This is a genomic window from Streptomyces sp. NPDC001137, from assembly GCF_040298885.1.
GTDB lineage: Bacteria > Actinomycetota > Actinomycetes > Streptomycetales > Streptomycetaceae > Streptomyces.
Map to the genome: position 1 here is coordinate 116,524 of NZ_JBEPBA010000025.1, position 21,895 is coordinate 138,418.

At 71.0% G+C, this 21,895-nt stretch carries 17 protein-coding genes and 1 pseudogene; 6 read left to right on the plus strand and 12 right to left on the minus strand.

Translation table 11 applies throughout. The features are described 5' to 3' along the window. Positions 1 to 282: 282 nt before the first annotated feature. Together ABT254_RS36795 and ABT254_RS36800 are read right to left on the minus strand one after the other, a co-directional pair. The gene (locus tag ABT254_RS36795; protein WP_351480286.1) at positions 283 to 1,884 is read right to left on the minus strand and encodes a PucR family transcriptional regulator; all 1,602 of its coding nucleotides are present in this window, start codon (positions 1,882 to 1,884) and stop codon (positions 283 to 285) included. A gap of 121 nt (positions 1,885 to 2,005) precedes the next feature. Further along, entirely contained in the window at positions 2,006 to 4,120 is a 2,115-nt protein-coding gene (locus ABT254_RS36800) for an ATP-binding protein (RefSeq protein WP_351480289.1), read from the minus strand. Positions 4,121 to 4,353: 233 nt separating this feature from the next. Here ABT254_RS36800 and gabT point away from each other — a divergent pair, with 233 nt between their 5' ends. Beyond that, complete coding sequence (gabT, locus tag ABT254_RS36805) at positions 4,354 to 5,688, plus strand: 4-aminobutyrate--2-oxoglutarate transaminase (RefSeq protein ID WP_351480292.1); 1,335 nt, start codon at positions 4,354 to 4,356, stop codon at positions 5,686 to 5,688. A gap of 221 nt (positions 5,689 to 5,909) precedes the next feature. Then, positions 5,910 to 6,746, plus strand: a complete 837-nt coding sequence (locus tag ABT254_RS36810) for a phosphatase PAP2 family protein (protein ID WP_502972112.1) — start codon at positions 5,910 to 5,912, stop codon at positions 6,744 to 6,746. 48 nt (positions 6,747 to 6,794) lie between these two features. On the opposite strand, the gene ABT254_RS36815 is transcribed toward ABT254_RS36810, so the two are convergent. From ABT254_RS36815 to ABT254_RS36845, 7 genes are all read right to left on the minus strand, one after another. Then, positions 6,795 to 7,247 carry a bifunctional DNA primase/polymerase gene (locus tag ABT254_RS36815; RefSeq protein ID WP_351480298.1) on the minus strand — a complete coding sequence of 151 codons (453 nt, stop codon included), beginning with the start codon at positions 7,245 to 7,247 and terminating at the stop codon, positions 6,795 to 6,797. 132 nt (positions 7,248 to 7,379) lie between these two features. Continuing rightward, the gene (locus tag ABT254_RS36820; RefSeq protein ID WP_351480301.1) at positions 7,380 to 8,798 is read right to left on the minus strand and encodes an NAD(P)/FAD-dependent oxidoreductase; all 1,419 of its coding nucleotides are present in this window, start codon (positions 8,796 to 8,798) and stop codon (positions 7,380 to 7,382) included. A gap of 29 nt (positions 8,799 to 8,827) precedes the next feature. After that, positions 8,828 to 9,628 (minus strand): ABC transporter permease, encoded by an 801-nt coding sequence (locus tag ABT254_RS36825; RefSeq protein ID WP_351480304.1) that lies wholly within the window; start codon positions 9,626 to 9,628, stop codon positions 8,828 to 8,830. Continuing rightward, positions 9,629 to 10,558, minus strand: a complete 930-nt coding sequence (locus ABT254_RS36830; protein ID WP_351480307.1) for an ABC transporter permease — start codon at positions 10,556 to 10,558, stop codon at positions 9,629 to 9,631. Next, positions 10,558 to 11,703, minus strand: coding sequence for an ABC transporter ATP-binding protein (locus ABT254_RS36835; protein ID WP_351480311.1), 1,146 nt, complete (start codon positions 11,701 to 11,703; stop codon positions 10,558 to 10,560). The genes ABT254_RS36830 and ABT254_RS36835 overlap by 1 nt, the downstream gene beginning before the upstream one ends. A 5-nt stretch (positions 11,704 to 11,708) precedes the next feature. Further along, the gene (locus tag ABT254_RS36840) at positions 11,709 to 12,956 is read right to left on the minus strand and encodes an ABC transporter substrate-binding protein (RefSeq protein WP_351480314.1); all 1,248 of its coding nucleotides are present in this window, start codon (positions 12,954 to 12,956) and stop codon (positions 11,709 to 11,711) included. A 51-nt stretch (positions 12,957 to 13,007) separates the two neighbouring features. Further along, the gene (locus ABT254_RS36845; RefSeq protein ID WP_351480317.1) at positions 13,008 to 14,543 is read right to left on the minus strand and encodes a gamma-aminobutyraldehyde dehydrogenase; all 1,536 of its coding nucleotides are present in this window, start codon (positions 14,541 to 14,543) and stop codon (positions 13,008 to 13,010) included. Positions 14,544 to 14,754: 211 nt separating this feature from the next. Here ABT254_RS36845 and ybiA point away from each other — a divergent pair, with 211 nt between their 5' ends. Continuing rightward, positions 14,755 to 15,312: a riboflavin biosynthesis intermediates N-glycosidase gene (ybiA, locus tag ABT254_RS36850; protein WP_351480320.1), complete on the plus strand. Its 558-nt coding sequence runs from the start codon at positions 14,755 to 14,757 to the stop codon at positions 15,310 to 15,312. A gap of 153 nt (positions 15,313 to 15,465) precedes the next feature. Here ybiA and ABT254_RS36855 read toward each other — a convergent pair whose 3' ends face one another. After that, complete coding sequence (locus ABT254_RS36855; RefSeq protein WP_351480323.1) at positions 15,466 to 16,155, minus strand: DUF4190 domain-containing protein; 690 nt, start codon at positions 16,153 to 16,155, stop codon at positions 15,466 to 15,468. A gap of 109 nt (positions 16,156 to 16,264) precedes the next feature. Between ABT254_RS36855 and ABT254_RS36860 the strand changes: the two are divergent. Together ABT254_RS36860 and ABT254_RS36865 are read left to right on the plus strand one after the other, a co-directional pair. Continuing rightward, positions 16,265 to 17,421: pseudogene (locus tag ABT254_RS36860) on the plus strand (adenosine deaminase); the annotation flags it as partial. Positions 17,422 to 17,455: 34 nt separating this feature from the next. Then, positions 17,456 to 18,142, plus strand: coding sequence for a glycerophosphodiester phosphodiesterase (locus ABT254_RS36865; RefSeq protein ID WP_351480326.1), 687 nt, complete (start codon positions 17,456 to 17,458; stop codon positions 18,140 to 18,142). Between the two features lie 4 nt (positions 18,143 to 18,146). Here ABT254_RS36865 and ABT254_RS36870 read toward each other — a convergent pair whose 3' ends face one another. Next, on the minus strand, positions 18,147 to 19,826 hold the full coding sequence (locus tag ABT254_RS36870; RefSeq protein WP_351480329.1) for an RNA polymerase sigma factor: 1,680 nt from the start codon (positions 19,824 to 19,826) through the stop codon (positions 18,147 to 18,149). Between the two features lie 356 nt (positions 19,827 to 20,182). On the opposite strand from ABT254_RS36870, the gene ABT254_RS36875 reads away from it, so the two are divergent. Continuing rightward, positions 20,183 to 21,319 (plus strand): serine hydrolase domain-containing protein, encoded by a 1,137-nt coding sequence (locus ABT254_RS36875; RefSeq protein WP_351480399.1) that lies wholly within the window; start codon positions 20,183 to 20,185, stop codon positions 21,317 to 21,319. Here the strand turns inward: ABT254_RS36875 and ABT254_RS36880 are convergent. After that, entirely contained in the window at positions 21,298 to 21,822 is a 525-nt protein-coding gene (locus tag ABT254_RS36880) for a hypothetical protein (protein WP_351480332.1), read from the minus strand. The two genes, ABT254_RS36875 and ABT254_RS36880, sit on opposite strands and share 22 nt — an antisense overlap. Positions 21,823 to 21,895 lie beyond the last annotated feature (73 nt).

Consider the following 21,895-nt stretch of genomic DNA (forward strand, 5'->3'; position numbering starts at 1 on the left):
GTTCCGGCCCTTCCCTGTTGGGGTGCTGTTCGTGGCTTCGGGGTCCACGGTAGGGCGGTGGGGGTGGGGGTGTGTTTGGCCGGGGTGTAGTGGTGGGGGCGGGCTGTACGACGGTTTGGCGGGGTGGTGGGTGCAGCCGGCATCTTTTCAGCCCGTCCGGCGTTTGAGGACGAGGCCGTTCAGGCCGATCGGGGGTCTGGGGGCGGAGCCCCCAGGTACGGGACGGGTAGGGGCGGCGGGGGCGAGCTGCATCCGTCAGCGGCTCCGCCGCGGGCCCGGTGGCTACTCCGCAGACGTCGCCTTCAGTGCCAGCCACAGCTCCATCCGCACATCCGGATCGTCCAGCGACCGCCCCAGGATCTCCTCCACCCGCCGCATCCGATACCGCAACGTATGCCGATGCACCCCCAGATCCGCAGCCGCCGCATCCCACTGCCCATGCCGCGACAACCACGCCCGAAGCGAGGCCACCAGATCCCCCCGCCCCGTCGCGTCATGCTCGTACAGCGCCCGCAGCAACCCGTCCGCAAACGCCTTCACCGCATCGTCGGCCAGCAACGGCAGCACGGACCCCGCCGCCAGCTGCTCGTGCCCCACGCACACCCGCCCCCGCCGCCGGGCCACCGACAACGCCTGCTCGGCCTGCTTGTACGCCGCCGCAGCCGCGATCGGCCCCACCGGCGCCGACAGCCCGACCACCAGGTCCTGCTCCTCGCCGCCGGCGGCATCCCGCACCGCCTCCGCCCCGCCCCGCGCGGCCTCGACCGCCGCCGCGTACTCCCCGCACGCGGTGACCGCCGCACCCCCGTCCGCGGCCAGCACGACCAGCCGCTCCCCCTCGGGCACGACCAGCACGGCCTCCCCCGCCCGCGCGGCCGCCGACTCCATGGTCTCGGCGAGCCCGGCCAGTGGATCGCCGCCCGCGTCGGTGGCGGCCCGTGCGGCCGACTCCGCGATGACCAGCCGGAAGGGGGCGTCCAGCAGCCCCCCGTACAGATGGCCCGCGACGGCCCGCGCATGGTCCGGCTCCCCCGCGAGCAGCATGCGCAGCACCGCCGCACCGATGCGCTGTTCCGCGGCGTGCAGCGACCTCGACCGTTCCGTCGTCAGCGTCAGCAGCGCGATCGCCGAGTGGACGGCGTACCGCTCCGCCGTGCCGAGCGCGGCCGCCGTCCCCACCGCGAGCGCGGCCCGCGGCCGCCTCCCCGTGCCCAGCGAGTGCAGTTCGACGCGGTCCTCGTTGTCCGGCGGGCCGACCACCGAGGACGCGGGCGCGGGCCGCTCCCGCAGCCGCTCCACGTCCGCCGTGAGCCGTGCGGCCCGCCGCCCCGCCCACTCCGGCGCGGTCGCGACGACGGCGCCCGAGGCGTCGTACAGCGCGGCCCATCCGTCCACCTGCGAGGCGAGCGCGGACAGCACCCCCTCGGGCCCGCCCGTCAAAGCCTGCTTGGTCAGTTCCCGCTGGGCGGCGAAGCCCGCGGTCACGGCCCGGTACTGGTCGGCGGCGATCTCCGCGGACACGGCCTTGCTGATGGCGAGGAAGGGCGTGCGCCGCGGCACCTCGAGCAGCGGCAGGCCCTCGCCCTCGGCCGCGTCGACCAGCGCCTTCGGGATCTCCTCGTAGTTGACCCCGACGGCGAAGCCGAGTCCGACGACTCCCGCCCCCACGAGCCGCTTCACATACCGCCGCATGGCCTGCGGATCCTCCGCGTCCAGCTTCAGCGCGGTGATCAGCAGCAGCTCCCCGCCCTCCATGTACGGCACGGGGTCGGCGAGCTCGCTGACGTGCGCCCAGCGGACCGGCACGTCGAGGCGGTCCTCACCCGCGCGCACGGTGAGTTTGAGCGCGGAGTGGTGGACGAGCGAGGCGAGTGTCGGGGGCATGAGGCCTTCAGGTCAGGTTTGCGGGGATCGGGCGAACCTTTTGATCTTTTGGCCGCCCGGTATGAACGGCCTGTGCCGATTCTGCCTCACCGTACGGTCACCCTGTCCTGTGAAGTCCGGCCTAACCCCTCAGATCCACCAGCAGGGGCGGCGCATGCTCGCCCTTGACGGTCGTCAGTGACAGCACCGCGTGCCCGGGCGGCACCCCGTGCGCGAGCTCGGACGCGGACCACCGCTCCCGTTCGACCTGCCGGACGGTCACGGCCCGTGCGGTGGGCGCCTTGCCGGTGATGACGCGCCGGAGCATGTGGACGGCCTTGCCGGCCGGGGTCTCGGCGATGATCTGCCGGTCGGTGACGTCCCGTGCCTCGGTCCACTCCTTGCCCCAGACCTCGGCGAAGTCCTGTCCGTCCCACGGGGTGAGCCCGGACAGGGCCATACGGCATCCGGTGGAGCCGAGCAGCGGCCCGCGCAGCGGCCTCGGCACGTCGTCCAGGGTCCGCAGGGTCAGTACGACGCCGGCGTTCCCGGAGCGCAGCCGCTGGATCCCGCGCACCGACTCCGGGGTCACCGCCCCGGTCGCGTCGTCCAGCACCAGGCAGGCGAAGAGCGAGCGGTCCTCGCGTACCGCCACGCTCGCGGTGAACTGCGCGAGCACCAGCCGCGCCAGCATCCGCGAGGCGTCCGCGTGCCCGCGCGCGGGCAGGTCGATACGGACCCGTACCGGGTGGTCGAGGGCCTTGAGGGAGAAGGGCTTCGACTGTCCCGAGGTGTCGAAGAACCCCGCGAAGGCAGGTCGGTCCAACAGCGCCACCCGGTCCGCCAGCACCGCCGCCACATCCCCCGGGTGCCCCAACTGCCGCTCGCGAGCGTCCAGTTCCCGCAGCAGCGACTCCTGCCCGGAACCCTGCAGCGCCCTGCGCAGCTCCTCCAGCGGCCCGGGCGCTCCGTCCAGCAGCTGCCGCAGCTCCGGCACGGAGGGAAAGCGGCCGTGGACCGCCCGGAAGGGGCCGAGGAGCTGGGCGAGCACGGTCGTGGACCGGCGGCTGTCACCGCCCGGGTGCGGATCGGCGAGGTCGCCGACCAGGGCCTCGGCCAGCACGGCCGCGGCCTCGTCCGGGTCGCTCGTCCCGCCGTACAGGTCCAGGTCGTAGACGGATTCCGGATTCCCGATCCGTACGACGACGTCGTACGCGTCGACCGGTCCGAGTCCCGCGCCCGCCGCGCCGACCACGACGACCGCGGCCCGTCCGGCGAGGGCGTGCAGACAGAGCGACTCGGCGAGCGGCCGCACCACGGTGCCGGTCTTGCCCGAGCCGGCCGGGCCGACGGCGAGCAGGGAGGTGCCGAGCAGCTCGGGGCCGAGACCGAGGCCGGCGCCGCGGTAGGCGTACGGGTTGCGGGGGTCGTCGGCGGCCGTGCCGAGCCGTACCTGACCGGTCAGCAGGTCGTGGCGGGCGATCCGGGCCGGCAGGTCGCGCTCCCCGGAGGGGTGCAGACAGGCGGCGGCGCCGTCCTTGAGCACCGCGCCGGTGAACGCGGCGAGGGAGTGCCGGCCGGTGCGCACACCCTGCCAGGCGCGCACGATCCGCGCGTGATCGACGTCCCGCATCAGCCCCGCCCGGGCCTCCGTGGCGAGCCGCTCGGCGGCCTCGGCGGCTCCGGCGGCGCGGAGTTGGGGCCACTCGGCGGGGTCCTGTTCGGGGGCGGGCGGGCGTTCGGCGCGGGGCGCCGGCCGGTTCCAGGCGGGCGGGCCGTAGCGGCGCCAGATCTCGCCCCAGCGGCCGAGCCTCCCGACACCGATCATGATGACCAGGGCGATCAGCACGTAGTAGGCGTAGACGACCACGACCGAGGCGATGCTGTGCGGCTGGGCCCAGGAGTCCGGGATCATCGCGTAGAGCGGCAGCAGCCACCAGCCGCCGAGGTAGCCGTTCCACAGCAGCGACCAGATCAGCCAGCCGACGAGGAAGGCGATCACCGCGCCGCTGACCAGCTGGCGGGCGGGGATGAGTTCGGGCTCCTCCTGCGGCCGCGGCCGGTGCCCGAACCGCCACACGCCGGGCGGTGTCTCGGGGCGCGGCGCCCGCAGCCAGGTCAGGAACGCCGAGCCGTCCGGCCGCGGCGGCACGCCGGGTGCGGCCACGGGCCTCGGCGGTACCTCCGGCGGACCTGCCGGACGCGGCACAGGATTCGCATGCGTACCCCGTGTGTCCTGCGTCCCGTCGCTGTCCATCGCCCTCGCTCCCTGACCAGCCGTTCCGTCCACCGTCAGCGGTCAATCTAACGCCCCGGCACGGGGAGTTCACCGCTTACGCGGCCGGGCCCCGCACCGGCCGCCATGTCCACCGCGGACAAACCCGAACCCCCGACAGCGCCCACATGGAGCATGCCCACCCCCCTCTCCCGGTCCTAACCTGCGAGAAAAGAAGCCAAGAGTCCGTAAGAGCACACCCCCAGGAGCCCCTCATGAGTGCACTTCCGCAGGAGCGCCGGATCGTCACCGCCATCCCCGGCCCGAAGTCGCAGGAACTGCAGGCCCGCCGTACCGCCGCGGTCGCGCAGGGCGTGGGCTCCGTGCTGCCCGTGTTCACCGCGCGCGCGGGCGGCGGGATCATCGAGGACGTCGACGGCAACCGGCTGATCGACTTCGGTTCCGGCATCGCGGTGACCTCCGTCGGCGCGTCCGCCGAGGCCGTCGTACGCCGGGCCTCCGCGCAGCTCGCCGACTTCACCCACACCTGTTTCATGGTCACCCCGTACGAGGGCTATGTGGAGGTCGCCGAGGCCCTCGCCGAGCTCACCCCGGGTGACCACGCCAAGAAGTCCGCGCTGTTCAACTCCGGCGCCGAGGCCGTCGAGAACGCCGTCAAGATCGCCCGCGCGTACACCAAGCGCCAGGCCGTCGTCGTCTTCGACCACGGCTACCACGGCCGTACCAATCTGACGATGGCGCTGACGGCGAAGAACATGCCGTACAAGCACGGCTTCGGGCCGTTCGCGCCCGAGGTCTACCGCGTCCCGGTCGCCTACGGCTACCGCTGGCCGACCGGCCCGGAGAACGCCGGCCCCGAGGCCGCCGCGCAGGCCATCGACCAGATCAGCAAGCAGGTCGGCCCGGACAACGTCGCCGCGATCATCATCGAGCCGGTGCTCGGCGAGGGCGGCTTCATCGAGCCCGCGAAGGGCTTCCTGCCCGCGATCCGGAAGTTCGCCGCCGACAACGGCATCGTCTTCGTCGCCGACGAGATCCAGTCCGGCTTCTGCCGCACCGGTCAGTGGTTCGCGTGCGAGGACGAGGGCATCGTCCCGGACCTGATCACCACCGCCAAGGGCATCGCGGGCGGCCTGCCGCTGGCCGCCGTGACCGGCCGCGCCGAGATCATGGACGCCGCGCACGCGGGCGGCCTGGGCGGCACCTACGGCGGCAACCCGGTCGCCTGCGCCGGTGCGCTCGGCTCGATCGAGACGATGAAGGAGCTCGACCTCAACGCGAAGGCGAAGAACATCGAGGCGGTCATGAAGGCCCGCCTCGGCGCCATGGCCGACAAGTTCGACATCATCGGTGACGTGCGCGGCCGCGGCGCGATGATCGCCATCGAGCTGGTCAAGGACCGTACGACCAAGGAGCCGAACCCGGAGGCGACCGCCGCGCTGGCCAAGGCCTGCCACCAGGAGGGCCTGCTGGTCCTGACCTGTGGCACCTACGGCAACGTCCTCCGCTTCCTGCCTCCGCTGGTCATCGGCGAGGACCTCCTGAACGAGGGGCTCGACATCATCGAGCAGGCCTTCGCGCGGATCTGAGCCAAGCGGAATCCCCAGCTCAGGCACAGGATGCGTGTCCCATGCGCACCACCCGCCCCAGCCCCGGCATCCCTCGCGATTCCGGCGCCGGGGCGGTGGGCGTCAGGCCATGTGAAGAACGTGTGCGAGGTGGATGGCGGGACGCGATTCCGCCTGTCTTCCGGCCACCGGCTGCCGTAGGTTCTACCCAGATGAGAGATACACCCCGCTCACAGGGGACTGTGGGCGATTTCAGGCCGTGGCCTCCCCAGCTACGACCTGGTCGTGCCCTCGCGCACACACACGGAGCTTCCGGCTCCGGATCTCCTCACCGATCGGACAGTCGCCCGCCCCAAACCCCCCGGGGTGGGCGTCGATCCGATCTGATCGGCCGCCTCGGAACTACCCCCCCTGTTCCGGGGCGGCCGGCCTCCTTCCTTCTCCTTCTCGGGCTTCCCGCCCTCCTCTTCGCGCTGATCACCTGGCAGGTCGTCTCGGGCGGCCTGCTGCTGCGCGTGGACCGGCTGGTCAGCGGGGCCCTCGTGCACCCGGACCGCTTCTCGGAACTCCTCGCCGACCTGGGCAACATCGGCGTCGCGGTGCCGGTGCTCGCCGTCGTCCTGGTGTACGTGGCCTGGCGGGCCCGTGCGGCCGGGACGGACCGCTGGTGGCTGCCACCGCTCGCGGCAGCGCTGCTGATGGCGCTGGTCCCGGCCCTGGTCGTGCCCCTCAAGGTGCTGATCGCCCGCCCGGGCACCCCCGTCGAGCCCCCTGGGACCGGCTACTACCCGTCCGGCCACACCGCGACGGCCGCCGTCGCCTATGGATCGGCGACCCTCCTCCTGCTCCCCTGGCTCCGCACGCTGTACGCCCCCCGTGTGCTGCTCGCCGCCTGCGCCGTCGTCAATCTCGCCGTCGGGTTCGGGCTGGTGCGGCGCGGCTATCACTGGCCCCTGGACGTGGTGGCCAGCTGGTGTCTGTGCACGGTGCTGATGGCGTCCCTGTGGATGTTCCTGGTCCGCACCGGCCGTGCGGGGGCCGACGCGAGCGCGGTGAGTCCGAGCAGTCCGTCTTCGTAGGCCGTCTCCACCAACCATCTGTGCAGACCTCTGGCCATCAGTGGCCCGTCAGCTGTCCTCCTCGCGCGCCAGGCCCGCCGCCGCCTCGTGCATCGCCAGTTCGAGGAGCGCGGGGTCCGTGAGGGTGCCCGAGCCGTCGGGCGGGACCAGCCAGCGGACTCCGCCGGTCGAGCGGCCCGGGTACGGCACCACGATCCAGGTGCCGGCCCCTGCCGTACGGATGCCGGTGCCCAGCCAGCGGGCCGCGGTGCCCGGTGGCACGAGAAAGCCCATGCGGGCGTCCCCGAAGTCGACGAGGACCGGACCCGGCCGGTCGAGGAAGCGGGTGAGGACGTCGAGCGTGGCATAGCCGAGCTCGGCCGGAAGGATGAGTACGTCCCACGCCTTGCCCGCGGGCAGCAGCGCGATCCCCAGGGGATTGCGCTCCCACTCCCAGCGGCAGGCCTCGGGATCCGGAGCAACGGACGCCAGCCACTCGACCGCCGTTTTCGCCCCAGCCATGAGGAGACCTCCTGTCTCTCCTGGACGCTGGTCGCGTCACGGGAGAGAGGGAGGTCTCCTGGCAGGCATTACGCGGGTTTTCCCGGCCCATTCAAGTGAGCTGGATCACAATCGCCGGGGATCGGGTGCCGCTCAGCTGTCGAACCCGAGCCCGAGCCGGTCCATCGTGCGCAGCCAGAGGTTGCGGCGACCGCCATGTGCGTCCGCGCGGGCCAGGGACCACTTGGTGAGGGCGATGCCGGTCCAGGCGAAGGGCTCGGGAGGGAAGGGCAGCGGTTTCTTGCGGACCATCTCCAGCGAGGTCCGCTCCGTGCTCTCTCCCGCCAGCAGGTCCAGCATCACCTCGGCGCCGAAGCGGGTGGCTCCCACACCGAGGCCCGTGTAGCCGGCCGCGTAGGCCACGTTGCCGTGGTGCGCGGTGCCGAAGAACGCCGAGAAACGCGAGCAGGTGTCGATGGCGCCGCCCCACGCGTGCGTGAAGCGGACACCCTCCAGCTGCGGGAAGCAGGTGAAGAAGTGCCCGGCCAGCTTGGCGTACGTCTCCGGACGGTCGTCGTACTCGCGGCGCACCCGGCCGCCGTAGTGGTGGACCGCGTCGTAACCGCCCCACAGGATGCGGTTGTCTGCGGACAGCCGGAAGTAGTGGAACTGGTTGGCGCTGTCCCCGAGGCCCTGGCGGTTCTTCCAGCCGATCGACGCCAGCTGCTCCTCGCTGAGCGGCTCGGTCATCAGCGCGTAGTCGTAGACCGGGACGGTGTAGGCCCGTACGCGCTTGATCAGGTTCGGGAAGATGTTGGTGCCGAGGGCGACCTTGCGGGCGCGGACGGAGCCGTAGGGGGTGCGTACGGCCATGCCCGCGCCGTACGGCTTCAGGGTGAGGGCGGGGGTGTGCTCGTAGATGCGGACGCCGAGGGCGAGGCAGGCGCGCTTGAGGCCCCAGGCCAGCTTCGCCGGGTGGAGCATGGCGACGCCTCGACGGTCCCAGAGGCCGGCCTGGAATGTCGGTGAGTCGACTTGTTCCCGCACTGCTTCCGCGTCCAGGAACTCGACGCCCTCGGCGAGGCCCTCGCGCTCCATCTCCTCGTACCAGTCGCGCAGTTCCCACGCCTGGTAGGTCTCGGTCGCGACGTCGATCTCGCCGGTGCGCTCGAAGTCGCAGTCGAGGGAGTGCCGGGCGACCGCCTTCTCGATCTCGTCGAGGTTGCGGGCGCCGAGCTCCTGCAGCTTGTGGATCTCGTCGGGCCAGCGGGTCAGGCCGTTGGGCAGGCCGTGGGTGAGGGAGGCGGCGCAGAAGCCGCCGTTGCGGCCCGAGGCGGCCCAGCCCGCCTCGCGGCCTTCCAGCAGGACGACATCCCGTGCGGGGTCGCGCTCCTTGGCGATGAGCGCGGTCCACAGTCCGCTGTAGCCACCGCCGACGACCAGCAGATCGCAGGTCTCGGCGCCGGTGAGGGCGGGCTCGGGGTGGGGCTTGCCGGGGTCTTCCAGCCAGTACGGGACCGGCTGTGCGTCGGAGAGAGATTTCGTCCAGCGGTTCATGGCGCTTGGGGCCATGATTTCAACTCCCTACAGGGTTTCTGCGATTACGCCTTTTGCTTGTTGCGGCGATTTCCGATGAGCATCGAGGAAAGGACCAGCAATACGGCGACGAGGAACATCGTCGTTCCGATGACATTGATCTGAACGGGCGTTCCGCGCTGTGCCGAGCCCCAGACGAACATGGGGAAGGTGACGGTCGAGCCCGCGTTGAAATTGGTGATGATGAAATCGTCGAAGGAGAGCGCGAAGGACAGCATCGCACCGGCGGCGATTCCGGGGGCCGCGATGGGCAGGGTGACGCGCAGGAAGGTCTGCGCCGGTCCGGCGTAGAGGTCCTGTGCGGCCTGCTCCAGGCGCGGGTCCATGGACATCACGCGCGCCTTCACGGCGACGACGACGAAGCTGAGGCAGAACATGATGTGGGCGATGAGGATCGTCCAGAAGCCCAGCTGGGCACCCAGGTTGAGGAACAGGGTGAGCAGCGAGGCCGCCATGACGACCTCGGGCATCGCCATCGGCAGGAAGATCAGCGAGTTCACCGCGGACCGCGCGCGGAACCGGTAGCGGACCAGCGCGAAGGCGATCATCGTGCCGAGGACGGTGGCGCCGATCGTCGCCCAGAGGGCGATCTGGAGGCTGATCGACAGCGAGCCGCACATGTCGGCGACCCCGCAGGGATCCTTCCACGCGTCCGTGGAGAACTGCTGCCACTGGTAGTTGAAGCGCCCCTTCGGTTTGTTGAAGGAGAACACCGTGACAATGACGTTCGGAAGCAGGAGGTATCCGAGTGTCAGCAGTCCCGCGATGACGACGAGATGGCGCTTGAGCCAGTTGAGGACGGACATTTAAACCAGATCCTCCGTCCCGGACTTGCGAATGTAGAGGGTGACCATGAGGAGAATCGCGGCCATGAGGATGAAGGAGAGGGCCGCCGCCGTCGGATAGTCCAGAATGCGCAGGAACTGGGTCTGGATGACGTTTCCGATCATGCGGGTGTCGGTCGAGCCGAGCAGTTCGGCGTTGACGTAGTCGCCGGCCGCCGGGATGAAGGTCAGCAGCGTGCCGGAGACCACGCCGGGCATCGACAGCGGGAAGGTGACCTTGCGGAAGGTGGTCCAGGGCCTGGCGTACAGATCGCCGGCCGCCTCGTGCAGCCGCCCGTCGATGCGCTCCAGCGAGGTGTAGAGCGGCAGGATCATGAACGGCAGGAAGTTGTACGTCAGTCCGCAGACCACCGCGAGCGGGGTGGCGAGGACGCGGTCGCCGGAGGTCCAGCCGAGCCAGTTGGTGACGTCCAGGACATGCAGCGTGTGCAGGGTGCTCACCACCGGGCCGCTGTCCGCGAGGATCGTCTTCCAGGCGAGGGTGCGGATCAGGAAGCTGGTGAAGAACGGCGCGATCACCAGCACCATGATCAGGTTCCGCCAGCGGCCGGCGCGGAAGGCGATCAGATACGCCAGCGGGTATCCGAGGAGCAGGCACAGGACGGTCGCGGCGGCCGCGTAGGCGACCGAGCGCAGGAACTGCGGCCAGTACTCGGAGAGCGCGTCCCAGTAGGTGGCGAAGTGCCAGGTGACCTTGTAGCCCTCCTCCAGGGAGCCCGTCTGTACGGACGTGGAGGCCTGGTAGATCATCGGCAGCGCGAAGAAGACGATCAGCCAGAGGATGCCGGGCAGCAGGAGCCAGTACGGCACCAGGCGGCCGCGTTTGCGCGGGGGCTTCTTCTCGGGGGCGGTCGGGGAGAGAGGCGGCGGCGCCTCGGTGAGGGTCGCCATCAGACCGTCGCCTCTTCCTCGATGCCGGCGTCGATGTCCTGGGAGGCGTCGAGGCCGAAGGTGTGGGCCGCGTTCCAGTGCAGGACGACCTCGGCGCCGGGCACCAGCCGGGCGTCGCGGTCGATGTTCTGGGCGTAGACCTCGAACTCGGGGCAGACGGGGCTGTCGATGACGTACTGCGTGGAGACGCCGATGAACGAGGAGTCGGCGATCCTGCCGGTGATCCGGTTGCGGCCCTCGGCGATCTCGCCCGCGTCGTCGGCGTGGGTGAGGGAGATCTTCTCGGGGCGTACGCCGACCAGGACCTTGCCGCCGGTCGTCGTGGGCGCGGAACACCGCGCCTCGGGCAGGACCAGCTTGCCGCCGCCCGCCTTGAGGACGATGTCGTCGCCGTTCTTGGTGTCGACCTCCGCCTCGATGAGGTTGGAGGTGCCGAGGAAGTTGGCGACGAAGGTGGTGTTCGGGTTCTCGTAGAGGTCGGTGGGCGAGCCGAGCTGCTCGACGCGGCCCGCGTTCATCACGGCGACCGTGTCGGCCATGGTCATGGCCTCCTCCTGGTCGTGCGTGACATGGATGAAGGTGATGCCGACCTCGGTCTGGATGCGCTTGAGCTCCAGCTGCATCTGGCGGCGCAGCTTGAGGTCGAGGGCGCCGAGGGGCTCGTCGAGGAGGAGCACCTTGGGATGGTTGATGAGCGCGCGGGCCACGGCCACGCGCTGCTGCTGGCCGCCGGAGAGCTGGTGCGGCTTCTTGCGCGCCTGCTCGCCGAGCTGGACCAGCTCCAGCATGTCCTCGACCTGCTTCTTCACACTCTTGATGCCGCGGCGGCGCAGACCGAAGGCCACGTTCTCGAAGATGTCGAGGTGCGGGAAGAGGGCGTAGGACTGGAAGACCGTGTTCACCGGCCGCTTGTACGGCGGGAGACGGGTCACCTCCTGGTCGCCCAGGTGGACGGTGCCGCCGGAGGGCTCCTCCAGGCCGGCGATCATGCGCAGGGTGGTGGTCTTGCCGCAGCCGGAGGCGCCGAGCAGGGCGAAGAAGGAGCCCTGCGGCACGGTCAGGTCGAGCGGGTGCACGGCGGTGAAGGAGCCGTAGGTCTTGCTGATGCCCGAGAGGCGGACGTCGCCGCTGTGGTCTGTCGTCATCTTCGTCACGCCCCTGTGAGCTTCGCGAACTTCTGCTGGTAGGCGGTCTCTTCCTTCGCGCTCAGCGAGCGGAAGGCGTGGGACTTCGCCTGCATGGCCTGGTCGGGGAGGATCAGCGGGTTGTCCGCCGCCGACTTGTCGATCTTGGCAAGGTAGGGCTTCACGCCCGCGACCGGGCTCACGTAGTTGATGTACGCGGCGAGTTCGGCGGCCGGCTCCAGCTCGTAGTAGTAGTCGATGAGACGCTCGGCGTTCGTCTTGTGGCGCGCCTTGTTGGGGATCAGCATGTTGTCGGTGGACGTCATGTAGCCGCTGTCCGGGATGATGTAGCCGACATTGGGGCTGTCCGCCTGCAACTGCACGATGTCACCGGCCCAGGCGATACAGGCGGCGAAGTCGCCCTTGGTGAGGTCGGACGTGTAGTCGTTGCCCGTGAAGCGGCGGATCTGGCCCTTGTCGACAGCCTTCTGGAGGCGGGCGATCACCGCGTCGTAGTCGTCGTCGGTGAACTTCGCCGGGTCCTTGCCCATGTCCAGCATGGTCATGCCGATGCTGTCGCGCATCTCGGTCAGGAAGCCGACGCGTCCCTTGAGCTTGGGGTTGTCGAGCAGGTCGGAGACCGTCTTCACCTCGACGCCGTCGAGCGCCTTCTTGTTGTAGGCGATGACGGTCGAGATGCCCTGCCACACGTACGAGTAGGCGCGGCCCGGGTCCCAGTCGGGGCTGCGGAACTGGTCCGAGATGTTGGCGAAGGCGTGCGGCAGGTTGGACGCGTCCAGTTTCTGGACGTAACCGAGGCGGATCATGCGGGCGGCCAGCCAGTCGGTGAGCACGATGAGGTCGCGTCCGGTGTCCTGGCCCGCGGCGAGCTGCGGCTGGATCTTGCCGAAGAACTCGTCGTTGTCGTTGATGTCCTCGGTGTACTTGACCGTGATGCCGGTGCGCTTGCGGAACGCATCCAGCGTCGGGTGGTGCTTGCCGCTGTCGTCCACATCCATGTACTCGGTCCAGTTGGAGAAGTTGATCTCCCTCTCCTTCGCCGAGTGGTCGTCGGCGGAGACACCCCCCTGTGTCTTGCCCGCGGCGGGGATCCCGCAGCCGCTCAGCGCCGCGAGGCCGCCGACGGTGAGTGCGCCGCCCGCGGAGGCACGTATCAGGGACCGCCGGGTCATCGCCGCCCGGCCGTTGCTCAGGCTGCGCCGCATCGCGGCCGCCACGGCCGGTGTCAGGCGGTCGGGCTCGTACTGCTCCATGCGCGTGGTGCCCTTTCGGGAGTGTGGCCGCCGGTCGTGCGGCCGGTTCGGCTAGCGGTCCCCGAAGACGGTGCGGTGCCAGTCCTTCCTGGCCACCGCCGTGTTGTCGAACATGACGTGCTTGATCTGCGTGTACTCCTCGAACGAGTACGCGGACATGTCCTTGCCGAAGCCGGACGCCTTGTACCCGCCGTGCGGCATCTCGCTGATGATCGGGATGTGGTCGTTGATCCACACGCAGCCCGCCTTGATCTCGCGGGTGGCGCGGTTCGCCCGGTAGACGTCGCGGCTCCAGGCGGAGGCGGCGAGGCCGTACGGGGTGTCGTTGGCGAGCCCGATTCCATCGTCATCGCTGTCGAAGGGCAGGACCACCAGAACCGGTCCGAAGATCTCCGACTGGACGATCTCGCTGTCCTGGGCGGCGTCCGCCACCAGGGTGGGCCGGTAGTAGGCGCCGTTCTCGAGCTCCCCCTTGGGGGTCTCGCCGCCGGTCACCACGCGCGCGTAGGAGCGCGCCCGGTCGACGAAACCGGCGACGCGGTCGCGCTGGGCGTGCGAGATCAGCGGGCCGAGGTCGGTGCCGGCGGCGAAGGGGTCGCCGAGCCGCACGGTCTCCATCAGGGCGGCGGTCCGCTCGACGAACGCCTCGTAGAGCGGGCGCTGCACGTACGCGCGCGTGGCGGCCGTGCAGTCCTGCCCGGTGTTGATGAGGGCGCCCGCGACCGCGCCGTGGACGGCGGCCTCCAGGTCCGCGTCGTCGAAGACGACGAAAGGCGCCTTTCCGCCGAGCTCCAGGTGCAGGCGCTTGACGGTGGCGGTGGCGATCTCGGCCACCCGCTTGCCGACGGCGGTGGAGCCGGTGAAGGAGGTCATGGCCACGTCGGGATGGCCGACGAGACGCTCACCGGCCTCCTTGCCGGTACCGGTGACGATGTTGATGACACCGTCCGGGATTCCGGCGTCGGTGGCGGCCTGCGCGAACAGCAGTGAGGTGAGCGGGGTCAGCTCGGCGGGCTTCAGCACGATCGTGTTGCCCGCGGCGATCGCCGGGAGGATCTTCCAGGCGGCCATCTGGAGGGGGTAGTTCCAGGGTGCGATGGACCCGACGACCCCGATGGGCTCCCGTCGCACGTACGACGTGTGATCCCCGGAGTACTCACCGGCCGACTGCCCCTGCAGATGCCGGGCGGCGCCCGCGAAGAAGGCGGTGTTGTCGATGGTGCCCGGGACGTCGAACTCGCGGGTCAGCTTCAGCGGCTTGCCGCACTGCAGGCTCTCCGCACGGGCGAATTCCTCGGCGCGGTCGGCGAGCACGGCGGCGAAGCGGTGCAGCGCGTCGGAGCGCTCGCCGGGGGTGGTGGCGGCCCAGCCGGGGAAGGCCTCACGCGCGGCGGCCACGGCCACGTCGACGTCGTCGGGGCCAGCCAGTTCATAGGTGTACACCTCCTCGCCCGTCGCCGGGTCGACGACCGCGTGCGTACGGCCGGAGGTGCCCTTCGTCAGGCGGCCCGCGATGAACTGCGCGCCGTCCGCGAGGCGGTCCTGTGCGGGGAATCGTTCCGGGGTGGCGGTGCCCGGGTTCTGCATGTCGCTCTCCTCCGCCGTCGCCCCGCGGCTCCAGGGGGCGGGTGGCGTAGCTCCAGCTCGATTTGAGTGCCGATCCTGACAGAGCTATGGCACTCCTACAAGGGATTCCGTTGTTGCCTTTCGGTTACGCGACGGAATCTGTCGACCAGGTGTCGAGTGAGCCCGGAAAAGGAGGGACGGAGTGTCAGTGGTGGCTGCCACACTCGCATGCATGGAAAAGATCAACTCCCGAGAGGCACTGGTCACGGCGGTCAGCGCGGGGGCCCGGGTCGAGTACCTCCACTTCTGGGGTCACCGGGCGCGGGCGGACGGCCGAGTGGGGCCGAGCTGTCTGAGCCAGTGGTGGCCGTCGCCTTTCACGGTCGACGGGGTGGCCTATGCGACGGCCGAGCACTGGATGATGGCGGCCAAGGCGCGGCTGTTCGAGGACGCGGAGGCGGAGCGGCGGGTCCTGGCCGCGGAGCATCCGTCCCAGGCCAAGAACGCGGGGCGGCTGGTGCGCGGCTTCGACGAGGGGGTGTGGGAGCGCGAGCGCTTCGGGATCGTGGTCGAGGGCAGCGTCCACAAGTTCACCGCGCACGCGGATCTGCGGGAGTTCCTGGTGAACACCGGCGATCGGGTACTGGTCGAGGCGAGCCCCGTGGACCGGGTATGGGGCATAGGCCTCGCGACCACCGACGAGGCAGCGACCGACCCGAACCGCTGGCGGGGCCCGAACCTACTGGGCTTCGCGCTGATGGAGGCAAGGGAGCGGCTGCGGAAGCAGTGAACGGTCCCGGCCTCCGCCGGCCCGCGCCGGGCGGGGGTTGGGCAAGCGGGTGAGACGGGCTGAGCCAGGCCGGGCAAGGCCACCGGCGACCGGGCAAGGCGGGCCAGCTGCGCGGGTGGGGCGGAGGAGCTGAGCTGGGACCGGGTGGTGGTGTCAGGCGCCGGTCGTCAGGGGGGCCGAGAGGCTGGGGGACGAGTTGTAGGAGGGGCCCTCGTCCACGTTGTTCCTGTCGTCGTGCACGGCGGCGACGATCGCGATGATCATCAGGACCATCGTGGCGATGCCGAGGACGATCCCGACGATGCCCGTGATGAAGCCCGCCTGGGCCTGACCGCGGTTGTTGGCCTCGCCGCGGTCCGCGCGGTGCTTCCCCTTCACACCGAAGACGACCGCGAGGACACCGAGGACGACGGAGACGATGCCGTAGATGCAGAACAGGCAGCAGGACAGGATGCCCAGCACCATCGCCGCGGTGCCCATGCCGTTCTGCGGGTACGGCTGCATACCGGGCCAGCCGTAGCCCTGCGGGTAGGCGGGGTAGCCGTATCCGCCGGGGCCGGTGGGCGCTATCGGTGGGGGCGGTACGGCGGACTCGGACCAGCCCTCGGGGGCGGGCGGGGCGTAGCCGGGGGCGCCGAATCCGGGCGGGGCGAAGCCCTCGCCCGGCAGGGAGGTCACCGTGGCCTGGTCGTGGACCTGCGGCGGCGGCTGGTCCTGCGGAAGAGGCGGCTGCCCGGGCGCGGACGGCTGCCCGCCCTTCTCCAGCGAGGTCTTGCGCTCGGGCGGCGCCCACGGATCGTGGTCTGCCCCTGCGCCCCCGCGCGGATGTGTCTGGTCCGCCACGTCCCTGTCCCCCTCGGTCGACCGTCACGCCATCGTAAAGCCTTGGCCTGGCGGTTCCGCCGCCAGGCCGGTCACCGGCACCCACTCCGGCGGCACCCCCGACCCGGACCCGTCCTACGATGATCCCGACCCACCGATCAGCCGATCACCCGCGTCCCGCCCGGCCGAGCCGCGCCGGGGCGCCGTTCCGGGGAGGAACCCTTGACCCAGCACCTGGGCGCTTTCGCCGCCGCTCCGCGCGACCTGCACACCTTCATCGCCGGACTGCCCAAGGCCGAACTGCATGTGCACCACGTCGGCTCCGCCTCCCCCCGGATCGTCTCGGAGCTCGCCGCCCGGCACCCCGACTCCAAGGTGCCCACCGACCCCGAGGCCCTGGTCGACTACTTCACCTTCACGGACTTCGCCCACTTCATCGAGGTCTATCTGTCCGTCGTGGACCTCATCCGCACCCCGGAGGACGTACGACTGCTGACGTACGAGGTGGCCCGGGATCTGGCCCGGCAGCAGGTGCGCTACGCGGAGCTGACCGTCACCCCGTGGTCCTCGACCCGCCGCAACATCGACGAGCGCGCCTTCATGGACGCCATCGAGGACGCCCGCAAGGCGGCGGAGGCCGAGTTCGGGACGGTTCTGCGCTGGTGCTTCGACATCCCCGGCGAGGCCGGTCTCGAGGCCGCCGAGGAGACGACGCGGCTCGCCACCGACGACCGGCTGCGGCCGGAGGGCCTGGTCTCGTTCGGGCTCGGCGGGCCCGAGATCGGCGTGGAGCGGCCGCAGTTCAAGCCGTATTTCGACCGGGCGATCGCGGCGGGTCTGCGCTCCGTGCCGCACGCCGGCGAGACCACCGGCCCTCAGACGGTGTGGGACGCGCTCACCCATCTGCGGGCCGAGCGCATCGGGCACGGCACGAACTCCTTCCAGGACCCGAAGCTCCTCGCCCACCTCGCCGAGCACCGGATCCCGCTGGAGGTCTGCCCGACCTCCAACATCGCCACGCGCGCGGTCCGCAGCCTCGACGAGCACCCGATCAAGGAGTTCGTGAAGGCCGGGATCGTCGTCACGATCAACTCCGACGACCCGCCGATGTTCGGCACCGACCTCAACAACGAGTACGCCGTCGCCGCCCGCCTGCTGAACCTCGACGCGGAGGGCATCGCCGCGCTCGCGAAGAGCGCCGTCGACGCCTCCTTCCTCGACGAGGCCGGCAAGGCCGGGATCCGGGACGAGATCGACTCCTACACCTCGGCCTGGCTCGCCCCCTGACACCCTCCAGCAGGCGGACCTCCACAATGGGGCCATGCAGAACGTGACCGCCGTGGCCCATCGCGGCGACCCCTACCGCGTCCGCGAGAACACGATCGACTCGCTGCGTTCCGCGCTCCGGCAGGGCGCGGACGCGGTCGAGATCGACGTACGGCTGACCAGGGACGGCGTCCCCGTGCTGCTGCACGACGAGACGCTGAAACGGCTGTGGGAGTACGAGCGGCCGCTGCGCTCGCTGTCCGCGGCCGAGGTGCGCGGTCTCACCGGCGGCGGGGTGCCGACGCTCATCGAGGCGCTGGCCGCCACCGACGGCACCCGGCTGATGCTGGACCTGCCGGGACTGCGGGACGAGCGGGCGGCGCGCCGCATCGTGGACGCCGTACGGGAGGCGGGGGCGGCCGACCGCGTCTACTACACCGCCGACGCCACCGCGATGCTCGCCGTCCGCGCCGCCGACACATCCGCCGAGATCGCCCTGACCTGCACCAGCGTGGCGCCGCCGCGCCCCGCGCTGCTCGCGGCGGTGAAGCCGCGCTGGCTCAACTACCGCTTCTCCCTGGTGGACCGCGACCTGGCCGCCCACGTCCACCACGAGGGGTATCTGCTGTCCGTCTGGACCCCGGACACCCGCCGCTCCATGCGCCGCCTCATCGGCCTCGGCGTCGACTCGATCACGACCAACCGCGTCGACGTCCTCTGCGCCCTCCGGGGCGACCGCTGACCGGCTACACCCGTGAGCGCTGAGCCACCGTCGCCGGATCGGAGGGGGTCGCGCGGGTGACGTACTGCGGGACCGGGGTGTCGTCCTTGCCGGTGTCGCGGACCAGGCCGTAGCGGATCGCGCCCTGGGCGGGGCCGGTGGTGATGTCCTTCTCGACCGCGTCCCACGTGGTCGGGGAGACGTACAGGTTGTAGTCGGCGCCGCGTTCGTTCACGGTGAGGGTGACGCGGCCGTCGACGTAGAAGTACTCGTGCTGCCACATCTGCTGGGTGCCGGTCGGCAGGACGGCGAAGCCGGTCGCCCTGCTGCCCATGCCGGTGGCCGTGGGGTCGGTGCTGCTGACGCGGTCGTCCATGCGGCGGCCGCCGCCCGAGGCCACATGGAAGAGCTTTCCCTTCAGGCCGGTCCAGCTCGGCGGGACCAGGCTGCCGGGCCGGTACTGCGGCGCGACCTGCCAGACGACCTGGACATAGCCCTGGCCGGTGAGCGTGACGCTGTCCCCGCGATGGTTCAGCTGGGCGTGCGCGCCGCCGGTGCTGGTGATGCCGGAGGCGGGCCGGTGCGGGAGCGCGGCGGGCGGTCCGTCCGGGGCGGGTGCCTTGTCCACGGCGTCGACGACGCTGCCGTAGAGCTCCTCGGTCTTCTGCTTCTTCGTCACCGAAGGGGACGGAGAGGGCGTGGGCGGGGCGGACGGGGGCGGCGGGCGGTGGGTGCTCGACGCCGTGGGGGTGTTGGATGCGCGCGGCGGCGGGGCGGGCGGGGTCTGGGTGACGACGTAGGCGCCGCCCGCGACGATGGTCGCGCTCGCCGTGACGGCGACGGCGGGCTTGGTCAGGACGCCGAGCACCTTGGCGGACCAGCCGACGGAGCCGGCGGCCACGGCCGTCTTGCCGCCGAGGGCCAGGGAGAGCGTGAAGCCGACCGGGACCGGTACGAGCGCGATTCCGGCCAGCAGCCGCTCCGCCGGTACGACCGACTCGCGGGCGTCGCCGCAGTAGCCGCAGCCCCTGATGTGCCGGGCCAGCCGCTTGCGCCAGACCGAGTCGGGCCGCCCGTCCCAGCGCCCGGTCAGCTCCCGCAGCTGCGGGCATGCCCCCTCCAGTGCGCGCACGATCCCGCGGGAGGTCTCCAGGCGCTCCTTCATCCGCTGGACGCGTACGGCGGCGTGCTGTCTGCTGATGCCGACGGCGGCAGCGAGTTCACGCCGGGTCAGCTCGCCTGCGACCTCCAGCCACCACAGCGACAGCAGCTGCCGGTCCTCGTCGTCCAGCCAGCGCACGGCCTCCGCGACCTCGCGCCGCTGTCCCTCCAACTGGAGCCGCAGCACGGTGAGTTCGGCGAAGTCGGTGGCCTCCCGGGCGGCGCCCTCGTCCAGCTGCCGGGGCGGCCTGCGGCGCGCCCGGTCCCGTATCTGCCGCATGGCGATCGCCATCAGCCAGGACCGGAAGCTGTCCGGGTCGCGGAGTGCGCCGAGGTTGTCGACGGCACGCAGCATGGTCTCCTGGACGACGTCGTCGACGTCGGCATGGCCGTTCAGGGCCCGCCCGACGACGTTGTAGACCAGCGGCAGCCAGCCCGCGACGAGATCGTCCAGCGCCTGCCGGTCACCGGCCTGTGCTGCCGCGATGGTGGAGCGCCACTGCTGCCCGGCCCTCTCGTCCACGTACGTCCTCTCCCGGGTCATATGCCGTTCGACCGCACCTTCTCAGCCGGACCGGGGGTGGTGGCTATGTCGGGGATCACAGTGGGCGCCGGGTGCGGGCGGGGCATGTGGGGGCTCCCGGGTGTGAGGGGAATGCGGGACGCGAGAGGAGACGCGGTGGAGGCGGGCGGGATAACACTTTTTCGGCGAGCCGCGCCCGACGGCCCCGGTGACCGTGAGTGCCCGTAGGGGCGATCCCCCACAACGACCGCACTCCGTAAGGGACTTGCTCCGGGACCGGTCAGGGACTCATGCCCTCCTCAGCGACGATCCGTGCCGCCTCCGCCACCCCGAGGATGATCTACGACCCCCTGCCACCGAGCCCTCAGGAGCAGCCGATGCGCGCCCGCACCTCGACGATCCTCGCCGCCTCCCTCATCCTCGCCCTCACCGCCGGCCCGCTGGCCGCGCCCGCGTTCGCCGCGACCGCGCCCGCCTCCGTGTCCGCCTCCGCCGCCACCGGCCCCGACACCGACGCCCTGCGTGCCGCCATCGCGGGGCTGCCCGACACGGACGCGACCTCCGCGGCCCTGCGCGTCGGCGGCAACGGGACGTGGCACGGCACGGCCGGCGTACGGGACGTCCGGACCGGGGCACCGGCGCTGGAGAACGGGCGCTTCCGGGCCGGTTCCGTGACGAAGGTGGTCACCGCGGCGATCGTGCTGCAACTCGCCGCGGAGGGCCGTATCCACCTGGACGGCACCGTGCAGCAGTATCTGCCCGGCCTTCTCACCGAGGAGTTCGAGCCCGTCACCGTACGGGAGTTGCTCAACTACACCAGCGGTCTGCGGTCGGGCGCCTCCCTCGGGGACACGGTCGAGGACGGGTACCCGCACCGATTCGAGACGCTGACCCCGCGGCAGGTCGTGGCGGCCTCCGTCGCCAAGGGCCCGGCGTACGCACCCGGCACACGGCAGGACTACGACAACATCCACTACACGGTGCTCGGCATGCTCATCGAGAAGGTGACCGGCGACTCGTACGCGCACCAGGCCGAGGTACGGATCTTCCGGCCGCTCGGCATGCGGGACAGCTCGTTCCCCGTCGGCGCCGACCCCCGTATCCACGGTCCGCACAACCGCGGGTACGACTGGATCGACGGCAGGCTGGTGGACGTGACCGACTGGAACATGTCCGACCGGTTCGCGGCCGGGGACCTGATCTCCACGACCGCCGATCTGCAGCGACTGCTGGTGGGGCTGTTCCGCGGCAGGGTCGTGCCCGAGCCGCAGCTCAGGGAGATGTTCACACTTCCCGACGTGCCCGGCGCACGGTACGCGGCGGCGCTGGAGCGGTTCGAGCTGAACGGCAAGGTGATCTGGGGCAAGACCGGCTCGCGGCCCGGCTACGCCACGGTGATCGCCGCCACCCCCGACCTCTCCCGCACCCTGGTCTACTCGGTCACCTCGACCGACGCCAAGGGCGACGGCCAGGCGACCGCCGAGCGTTTCGCCTATCCCGCCTTCAACCGCTGAGACGCCCCGACGCCCAGCCCCTCCAGCCGCTTGATCTTCTTCCGTACGACGTACAGCGGGATCACTCCGAAGATCCCGAACGACATGTCGATCACCGACCACCAGAAGGGGATCCCCCGGAGCGGTCCGCAGATCAGGGCGAGCGGGATGATGCCGGCGCAGGCGATCATCGCGAACTCGACGACCCAGATGTTGCGGACCGGGTCGCGGTAGGGGCCGTAGAAGGCGACCGCGATGACGAGGTGGGCGAAGGCGAGCCAGTCCGTGCCGTACAGCAGGAAGGGGTAGTCGGCGTCGGCGGTGTCGAGTCCGTGCCGGACACGCTCGATCCAGTCCATCAGGGCGGGCACGTGGTCCGGGACGGACAGCGACCTCGACAGGTCCTCGGTCCAGCGCAGTTCGTGGACCAGCGGGAAGGCCGTGGCGCCGCTGAGCACCAGGCAGACGACGAAGAAGGCCAGCCAGACGCGGATGCCCTTGAGCAGGGCGGCTCTGTCGCTCATGGCGGCAGCGTACGCCCATTGTTGAACGTGTTCAAAACTGCTTTCGTCCGCTGCTGTCGTCCGCTGCTTTCGC

Coding starts and splice junctions, on each gene's coding strand:
- ABT254_RS36795 (WP_351480286.1), bottom strand. CDS start 1,884: ATGCCCCCGACACTCGCCTCGCTCGTCCACCACTCCGCGCTCAAACTC.
- ABT254_RS36800 (WP_351480289.1), bottom strand. CDS start 4,120: ATGGACAGCGACGGGACGCAGGACACACGGGGTACGCATGCGAATCCT.
- gabT (WP_351480292.1), top strand. CDS start 4,354: ATGAGTGCACTTCCGCAGGAGCGCCGGATCGTCACCGCCATCCCCGGC.
- ABT254_RS36815 (WP_351480298.1), bottom strand. CDS start 7,247: ATGGCTGGGGCGAAAACGGCGGTCGAGTGGCTGGCGTCCGTTGCTCCG.
- ABT254_RS36820 (WP_351480301.1), bottom strand. CDS start 8,798: ATGGCCCCAAGCGCCATGAACCGCTGGACGAAATCTCTCTCCGACGCA.
- ABT254_RS36825 (WP_351480304.1), bottom strand. CDS start 9,628: ATGTCCGTCCTCAACTGGCTCAAGCGCCATCTCGTCGTCATCGCGGGA.
- ABT254_RS36830 (WP_351480307.1), bottom strand. CDS start 10,558: ATGGCGACCCTCACCGAGGCGCCGCCGCCTCTCTCCCCGACCGCCCCC.
- ABT254_RS36835 (WP_351480311.1), bottom strand. CDS start 11,703: ATGACGACAGACCACAGCGGCGACGTCCGCCTCTCGGGCATCAGCAAG.
- ABT254_RS36840 (WP_351480314.1), bottom strand. CDS start 12,956: ATGGAGCAGTACGAGCCCGACCGCCTGACACCGGCCGTGGCGGCCGCG.
- ABT254_RS36845 (WP_351480317.1), bottom strand. CDS start 14,543: ATGCAGAACCCGGGCACCGCCACCCCGGAACGATTCCCCGCACAGGAC.
- ybiA (WP_351480320.1), top strand. CDS start 14,755: ATGGAAAAGATCAACTCCCGAGAGGCACTGGTCACGGCGGTCAGCGCG.
- ABT254_RS36865 (WP_351480326.1), top strand. CDS start 17,456: ATGCAGAACGTGACCGCCGTGGCCCATCGCGGCGACCCCTACCGCGTC.
- ABT254_RS36870 (WP_351480329.1), bottom strand. CDS start 19,826: ATGACCCGGGAGAGGACGTACGTGGACGAGAGGGCCGGGCAGCAGTGG.
- ABT254_RS36875 (WP_351480399.1), top strand. CDS start 20,183: ATGCGCGCCCGCACCTCGACGATCCTCGCCGCCTCCCTCATCCTCGCC.
- ABT254_RS36880 (WP_351480332.1), bottom strand. CDS start 21,822: ATGAGCGACAGAGCCGCCCTGCTCAAGGGCATCCGCGTCTGGCTGGCC.